Annotated in this window: 10 protein-coding genes; 5 read left to right on the top strand and 5 right to left on the bottom strand. The window is 69.1% G+C overall.

The window, feature by feature from the left end; genetic code table 11:
• From JWP65_RS06630 to rlmD, 4 genes are all read left to right on the top strand, one after another.
• The coding region (locus JWP65_RS06630) for a peptidoglycan DD-metalloendopeptidase family protein (RefSeq protein WP_299761776.1) at positions 1–481 on the top strand (481 nt) is incomplete at its 5' end.
• Between the two features lie 2 nt (positions 482–483).
• A complete protein-coding gene (locus tag JWP65_RS06625; protein ID WP_299761773.1) occupies positions 484–1,497 on the top strand; it encodes a sigma-70 family RNA polymerase sigma factor in 1,014 nt (337 codons plus the stop codon).
• A gap of 65 nt (positions 1,498–1,562) precedes the next feature.
• Positions 1,563–2,360, top strand: coding sequence for a 3'-5' exonuclease (locus JWP65_RS06620; protein WP_299761770.1), 798 nt, complete (start codon positions 1,563–1,565; stop codon positions 2,358–2,360).
• 25 nt (positions 2,361–2,385) lie between these two features.
• Positions 2,386–3,807, top strand: a complete 1,422-nt coding sequence (rlmD, locus tag JWP65_RS06615; protein ID WP_299761767.1) for a 23S rRNA (uracil(1939)-C(5))-methyltransferase RlmD — start codon at positions 2,386–2,388, stop codon at positions 3,805–3,807.
• 70 nt (positions 3,808–3,877) lie between these two features.
• On the opposite strand, the gene JWP65_RS06610 is transcribed toward rlmD, so the two are convergent.
• A complete protein-coding gene (locus JWP65_RS06610; RefSeq protein ID WP_299761764.1) occupies positions 3,878–4,570 on the bottom strand; it encodes a Bax inhibitor-1/YccA family protein in 693 nt (230 codons plus the stop codon).
• 139 nt (positions 4,571–4,709) lie between these two features.
• Between JWP65_RS06610 and JWP65_RS06605 the strand changes: the two genes are divergently transcribed.
• On the top strand, positions 4,710–5,117 hold the full coding sequence (locus JWP65_RS06605) for a heme-binding protein (RefSeq protein ID WP_299761761.1): 408 nt from the start codon (positions 4,710–4,712) through the stop codon (positions 5,115–5,117).
• Between the two features lies 1 nt (position 5,118).
• Here the strand turns inward: JWP65_RS06605 and hemP are convergent, their stop codons facing one another.
• From hemP to JWP65_RS06585, 4 genes are all read right to left on the bottom strand, one after another.
• Positions 5,119–5,265: a hemin uptake protein HemP gene (hemP, locus tag JWP65_RS06600; protein ID WP_299761779.1), complete on the bottom strand. Its 147-nt coding sequence runs from the start codon at positions 5,263–5,265 to the stop codon at positions 5,119–5,121.
• A gap of 50 nt (positions 5,266–5,315) precedes the next feature.
• Positions 5,316–5,729 (bottom strand): biopolymer transporter ExbD, encoded by a 414-nt coding sequence (locus tag JWP65_RS06595; protein WP_299761758.1) that lies wholly within the window; start codon positions 5,727–5,729, stop codon positions 5,316–5,318.
• 2 nt (positions 5,730–5,731) lie between these two features.
• Positions 5,732–6,451 (bottom strand): MotA/TolQ/ExbB proton channel family protein, encoded by a 720-nt coding sequence (locus tag JWP65_RS06590; protein ID WP_299761755.1) that lies wholly within the window; start codon positions 6,449–6,451, stop codon positions 5,732–5,734.
• Positions 6,452–6,458: 7 nt separating this feature from the next.
• Positions 6,459–6,898, bottom strand: a 440-nt coding sequence (locus tag JWP65_RS06585; protein ID WP_299761752.1) for an energy transducer TonB, incomplete at its 5' end; no start/stop codon positions are given.

Raw genomic sequence — 6,898 nt, 5'->3', positions numbered from 1 at the left:
GCTCGCGCCGGCCGCCGGCGTCGCTTCGGCGCCGCTGCCGCCAGCCAGCGCGCCGCGCATGGCCACGCCCATTCCCACTCCGGGCAGCGGCCCGGCCGTCCCGCCGGAGGAGGAAATCGCCTGGTCGTGGCCCACCGCCAGTGGCGCCTTGCTGGCCGGCTTCGACGAGCAGAAGAACAAGGGCCTGGACATCGGCGGGCGCCCCGGCGAACCGGTGCTGGCCGCCGCCGACGGTCGCGTGGTGTATGCCGGCGCCGGCCTGCGCGGCTACGGCAACCTTATCATTCTCAAGCACAACAACACCTACCTGACCGCGTATGCGCACAACCAGGCGCTGCACGTGAAGGAAGACCAGTCGGTGCGCAAGGGCCAGAAGATCGCGGAGATGGGGTCCACCGACACGGATCGCGTCAAGCTGCACTTCGAGATCCGCCGGCAAGGCAAGCCGGTCGACCCTTCCAGGTACCTGCCTCCGAGGTAGCGATGAAACGCCGCAACGGCCACGTGTCGGCGACGCCCTCGGGCGCCCGGGCCGACGCGGAGGGGCCGCTTGCGGATGAGCCGGACGCCGCCGCCGCGCCGGAGCCGCTGCCGAACCAGCGCCTGCGCGAGCTGTCCGGCGAGCTGGCCGGCGAGTCCACCGACACGCTGACCCTGTACCTGCGCGACGTGCGGCGCACCACGCTGTTCACGGCCGAACAGGAGTTCGAGACCGCCACCCGCGCGCGGGCCGGCGACTTCGCGGCGCGCCAGTCGATGATCGAGCACAACCTGCGGCTGGTGGTCAGCATCGCCAAGGCCTATCTCGGGCGCGGGGTGCCGCTGTCGGACCTGATCGAGGAAGGCAACCTCGGCCTGATGCACGCCATCGACAAGTTCGAGCCCGAGCGGGGCTTTCGTTTCTCCACCTATGCCACCTGGTGGATCCGCCAGGCTGTGGAGCGCGCGGTGATGAACCAGGGCCGGGTGGTCCGGCTGCCGGTGCATGTGGTGCGCGAGCTGCAACAGGTGCTGCGGGCCCGTCGCACGCTGGAACACGATCCTGCCTTCGCCATGGCGCGCGGGGGCATCGACGGCGACGGCGTGCGCGTGGAGGACGTGGCGGCGCTGCTCGGGCGCGACGTGCAGGAGGTGGCGCAACTGCTGGCGATGGCGGAGACGCCCAAGTCGCTCGATGCGGTGGTGGAGCGCGCCGGCGACGAGCATACGCTGGGCGATTCCATGGCCGACGAACTGACGCTCGACCCCACCGGCGTGACGCAGAACCACGAGGTCGAGCGCCTGCTCGCCAGCTGGCTGGCGGCGCTGTCGAATCGCGAAAAGGAAGTGCTGGAAGGCCGCTTCGGCCTGCACGACCGCGACCCCGAGACGCTGGAAGTGCTGAGCGACCGCCTGGGCCTCACGCGCGAGCGGGTGCGGCAGATCCAGAACGAGGCGCTGCTGAAACTCAGGCGCCACATGACGCGCAGCGGGGTCGACAAACAGGCCTTGCTTTGATCGGCTTATTGCTCCTTCCCCCGGCGCGGGGAAGGTTGCGGGGAAGCGACTGATAAAGTCGCCCCATGCCCTGGCCCGTCCTCGTCTTCGACATCGAATCCATCCCCGACATCGCCGGCCTGCGCCTGCTGCGCGGCGTGCCCGCCGACATCGAGGACCCGCAGGTCTACGCCGACTGGGCGGCGGAACGCAAAGCCGCCAACCAGAGCGACTTCATGCCACTGTACCTGCAGCGCATCCTGGTGATCAGCTGCGTGTTCCGCAACGCCGACGGGCTGCGCGTGCACTCGTTCGTCGATCGCGACGGCGGCAGCGAAGGCAAGGTGATCCAGACCTTCTTCAACGCGCTGGAAAAGCACACGCCGCAGCTGGTGAGCTGGAACGGCAGCGGCTTCGACCTGCCGGTGCTGCACTACCGCGGCCTGCGCCACGGCGTGGCCGCCGACCGCTACTGGTGCATGGGCGAGGGCGGGGCGCCGGACGACCGCGAGTTCAAGTACAACAACTACATCAACCGCTACCACATGCGGCACATGGACCTGATGGACGTGCTGGCGCTGTACAACGGCCGTGCCAATGCGCCGATGGACGCGCTGGCCAAGCTGTGCGGCTTCCCGGGCAAGCTGGGGATGGACGGCTCGCAGGTCTACGGCGCGTACCGCGACGGCAAGCTCGAGGACATCCGCCGCTACTGCGAGACGGACGTGATGAACACCTACCTCCTGTACTGCCGCTTCCAGAAGATGCGCTGCGGCTTCACCGAGGCCGAGTACGAGCAGGAAATCGGCTACGTCAAGCAGACGATCGGCGAGCTGGCGCCCCTGGAGCCGCACTGGCAGGAGTACCTCGCGGCCTGGAAGTGAGGGCGCGGCCTGAGACAATCGGGCCATGACAGAAAAGCAGGAACAGCCGGCCCTCCCCGAGGGCTGGCTTCTCATCGACTCCCTCGACATCGAGGCGCAGGGCGTGGCGCGCCGCCCCGACGGCAAGGTGGTGTTCGTCGAAGGCGCCTTGCCTGGCGAGAAGGTGACGGCCAAGGTCCATCGCCGCAAGAACAACTGGGAACAGGCCTCGCTGGTGGAGCTGCACAGCGAGTCGGCCCAGCGCGTGCGCCCGCGCTGCCCGCACTTCGGGCTGCACGAAGGCGCCTGCGGCGGCTGCAAGATGCAGCACCTGCACGTTGGCGCCCAGGTCGCCATCAAGCAGCGGGTGCTGGAAGACAACCTCTGGCACCTGGGCAAGGTCCGCCCGGAGACGGTGCTGCCCGCCATCGAGGGGCCGGCCTGGGGTTACCGGTGGCGGGCCCGCTTGAGCGTGCGCCACGTGCGCAAGAAGGGCGCGGTGCTGGTCGGCTTCCACGAGCGCAAGAGCCGCTACGTGGCCGACATCCGCGAGTGCCACGTGGTGCCACCGCACGTGAGCGAGCTGCTGCTGCCGCTGCGCGCCTTGATCGGCGGGATGGACGCCATCGAAACCTGCCCTCAGATCGAGCTGGCCTGCGGCGACAGCGTCACCGCGCTGGTGCTGCGCCACCTGGAGCCGCTGTCGGCGGGCGACCTGGCCAGGCTGCGCGCCTTCGCCGCGGCGCACCCGGGCCTGCAGTGGTGGCTGCAGTCCAAGGGCCCGGATACGGTCAAGCTGCTCGACGAGGGTGGCGACGAACTGAGCTACGCGCTGCCGGAATACGGCATCACCATGCCGTTCCGGCCCACCGATTTCACCCAGGTCAATCCCCACATCAACCGGGTGCTGGTCGACCGCGCGGTCCGTCTGCTGGCCCCGCAAGCCGGCGAGCGCGTGATCGACTGGTTCTGCGGCCTGGGCAACTTCACCTTGCCGCTGGCCACCCGGGCGGGCGAGGTGCTGGGCATCGAAGGCAGCGAGGCGCTGGTGGCCCGCTCCCGCGAGAACTACGCGCGCAACCAGCAGCAGCGCGGCCCGCTGCCGCCGCTGGCACCCGCCAGCTTCGTGGCCCGCAACCTGTTCGAGATCACGCCCCAGCAGCTGGTGGCCGACGGCCGCGCCGACGCCTGGCTGGTCGATCCGCCGCGCGAAGGGGCCTTCGCCCTGGCCAAGGCGCTGGCGGAGCTGCATGAGGATCCAGCGCTGCGCACCGGCGGCTGGACGCCGCCGCGGCGCATCGTCTACGTCAGCTGCAACCCGGCCACGCTGGCGCGCGACGCCGGCCTGCTGGTCAACGGGGGCGGCTACCGGTGCTCCGCGGCGGGCGTGGTCAACATGTTCCCGCACACCGCGCACGTGGAGTCGATGGCGGTGTTCGACCTCCACTCCCCGGTCATTGCCGCTTGAGGCGGCAGTCCAGGTCTTGCAGCAACGAAAAGGGCCCCGCAGGGCCCTTATTCCTTGAAGCGAAACAGCTTCAGTCGTCGCCGGACGTCAGGCCCAGCAGCACCAGCAGGCTCTGGAACACGTTGAACACGTCCAGGTACAGGGCCAGGGTGGCGCTGATGTAGTTGGTCTCGCCGCCGTCGACGATGCGCTTGAGGTCATACAGCATGTACAGGCTGAACACGCCGATCGCCAGGGTGCTGATCACCAGCATGCCCGCCGACGAGCCGACGAACACGTTGATGATGGCGCCGAACACGATGATCAGGGCGCCGGCGAACAGCCACTTGCCCATGCCGGACAGGTCGCGCTTGATCACCGTCGACAGCGTGGCCATCACCGCGAACACCGCGGCGGTGCCGCCGAAGGCCGTCATCACCAGGCTGGTGCCGTTGGAAAAGCCCAGCACCATTGCGATCAGCCGCGACAGCATCAGCCCCATGAAGAAGGTGAATGCCAGCAGCACCGGCACGCCGGCGGCGGAATTCTTGGTCTTCTCGATGGCGAACATGAAGGCGAAGGCGCCGCCCAGGAAGACGACCAGCCCCATCCCGCCGGTCAGGCCGCGGGTGACGCCGGTGGCCACGCCCAGCCAGGCGCCGAGCACCGTGGGGATCATGCTCAGGGCCAGCAGCCAGTAGGTGTTGCGCATCACGCGGTTGCGCTGCGCCAGGCTGTCCTGGCCATAGCCTAGTGAATCGATTGTGCGGACTTGGTCGTTCATTGCTTGCTCCTTGGCCTTCAGTCGGCAGTTGGATGAGTCCATTCTAGGTTGGTTCCCGTCCCGGCCCGCCAGCCCGGGCGCAAAGCCGGACCCGCGCAGCCGTTATGCTCGCCGTTTTCACCCTCGCCGTCCACCCGCCATGAAGACCAAGTCCGTGCTCGAACTCGCCGATGTCAAGGCCATCGCCGCCGCCGCCGAAGCGGAGGCCATCAAGAACCACTGGGCCGTCAGCATCGCCATCGTCGATGACGGCGGCCACCTGCTGTGGCTGCAGCGGCTGGACGGCGCCGCCCCGATCTCGGCCCAGATCGCCCCGGCCAAGGCCAACACGGCCGCCGTCGGCCAGCGCGAAAGCCGGATTTACGAAGAAATGATCAATGGCGGCCGGGTCTCGTTCCTGAGCGTGCCCGGGCTGCAGGGCCTGCTGGAAGGCGGCGTGCCGGTGATGAAGGGCGGCCAGTGCATCGGCGCCGTCGGTGTCAGCGGCGTCAAGTCGACCGAGGACGCGCAGATCGCCCGCGCCGGCATCGCCGCGCTGGGCCTCTGAGCTATTTCGTCAGGATCAACTTGCCAAGACGGGTGGCCTGGAGCCGGTAGACCTCGCCGTTGTGGCAGATCTCCACGATCCGGCGGCCGCGCAGCAGATCCTTGCTGCTGACCAAGGCCGGGCGGCCTTCGTCGGCGGCCTGCTGCATGCGCGGGGCCGCTGGCAGGGTGCGGGGTTCGGTGGCGCAAGGGAGTGTGCTCATGGCTGCTTGGGCTGCGTGATGAATCCGATCTTGCGCAGGCCCGAGGTCTGCGCGGCGGCCAGCGCCTGCGCCACCCATTCATAGCGCGCGTCCTTGTCGCCGCGCAGGTGCAGCTCGGGCTGCGGCGTGCGGGCGGCCGCGGCCCGCAGCCGGGGCGCCAGTTCCGCCTCGGCCAGCATCTGCTCGTTCCAGAAGTACTGCCCCTGGGCATCGACCGACAGCCGGATGGTTTCCGGCTTGGCGTCCTGCGGCTCGCTGCTGGCGCGCGGCAGTTCGATGTTGACGGAGTGCTTCATCACCGGCACCGTGATGATGAAGATGATCAGCAGCACCAGCATGACGTCCACCAGCGGCGTCATGTTGATTTCGTTCATCACCTCGTCGGTGTCGTCCTGGGTGCCGAAGGCCATGCTCAGGCGCCTTTCTTCATCGGCACGACGCCGCGCGAGCCACCGCCTTGGGCCGAGACCCGGGCCCCGGTGACGAAGTAGGCGTGCAGGTCGTGCGCGAAGCGGTTCATCTTGTTGAGCACGTTCTTGTTGCCGCGCACCAGGGCGTTGTAGCCCAGCACGGCAGGGATGGCCACGGCCAGGCCCAGCGCCGTCATGATCAGCGCCTCGCCGATCGGGCCGGCCACCTTGTCGATGCTGGCCTGGCCGGCGGAGCTGATGGCCAGCAGCGCGTGGTAGATGCCCCAGACGGTGCCGAACAGACCGATGAAGGGGGCGGTGGAGCCGACCGAGGCCAGCACCGCCAGGCCGTTTTGCATGCGCTGCGTGGATTCGTCGATCGCGTTGCGCAGCGTGCGCGTGAGCCACTCGCTGGCCCCCAGCGAGTCGTGCAGCTGGGACTGGGCGTTGTGGTGGGCGGCCGCCTGCCGCCCTTCCAGCGCCAACGCGCGGAACGGGTTGGCCGGGTCCGCTCCCAGCTTGTTCAGCCCGTCGGCGAAGTCGGCGGCGTGCCAGAAGCTCTCGATCTGGCGCGACTGCGACGTATAGCGGCGCAGGTCGAGCGCCTTGACGATGATGACCATCCAGGAAGCGAGCGACATCCCCAGCAGCAGCAGGGCGACGCCGCGGGTGACGAAGTCACCCTGGGCCCAGACGTGGGACAGACCGAAATCGGGGGTCATTGTTTTCCTACTCCAGCACAAAGTTGATCGGGACGTTGAACCACATGGCCTCGGCCACGCCGTTGCGCTTGCCGGGCACGAAGCGCCAGCGGCGCACGGTGTCGACAGCCACGCTGTCGAGCCGCTCGTAGCCGCTGGACCGGCGCACCTCCACCTTGTCGGCGGCGCCGTCGGCGGCGATCAGCACGCGCAGCATCACCTGGCCTTGCTCGCCCAGGCGCTTGCTCATGGCCGGATAAGGCGGCTGCGGGTTGTGCAGGTAGTCGGCGGAGCTGGAAGGCAGCTCGATGCGGGGCGGCGCCGGTGGGGCCGAAGGCGCGGGAGGCGCCGGGGCCGGCGTCGGTGCCACGGTGATGGGGGCGGCGACGGGCGGGGCCGGCGGTTGCGGCTCGACGACGGTGGCCGGCGCGGTGGGCGACGGCGGCAGGTTGGGCACGGCGAGCGACC

Source organism: Ramlibacter sp. (assembly GCF_028292805.1).
Lineage (GTDB): Bacteria > Pseudomonadota > Gammaproteobacteria > Burkholderiales > Burkholderiaceae_C > Ramlibacter.
Note: the sequence above shows the minus strand (reverse complement) of the source record. Positions and strands in the feature narration are given on the sequence as shown.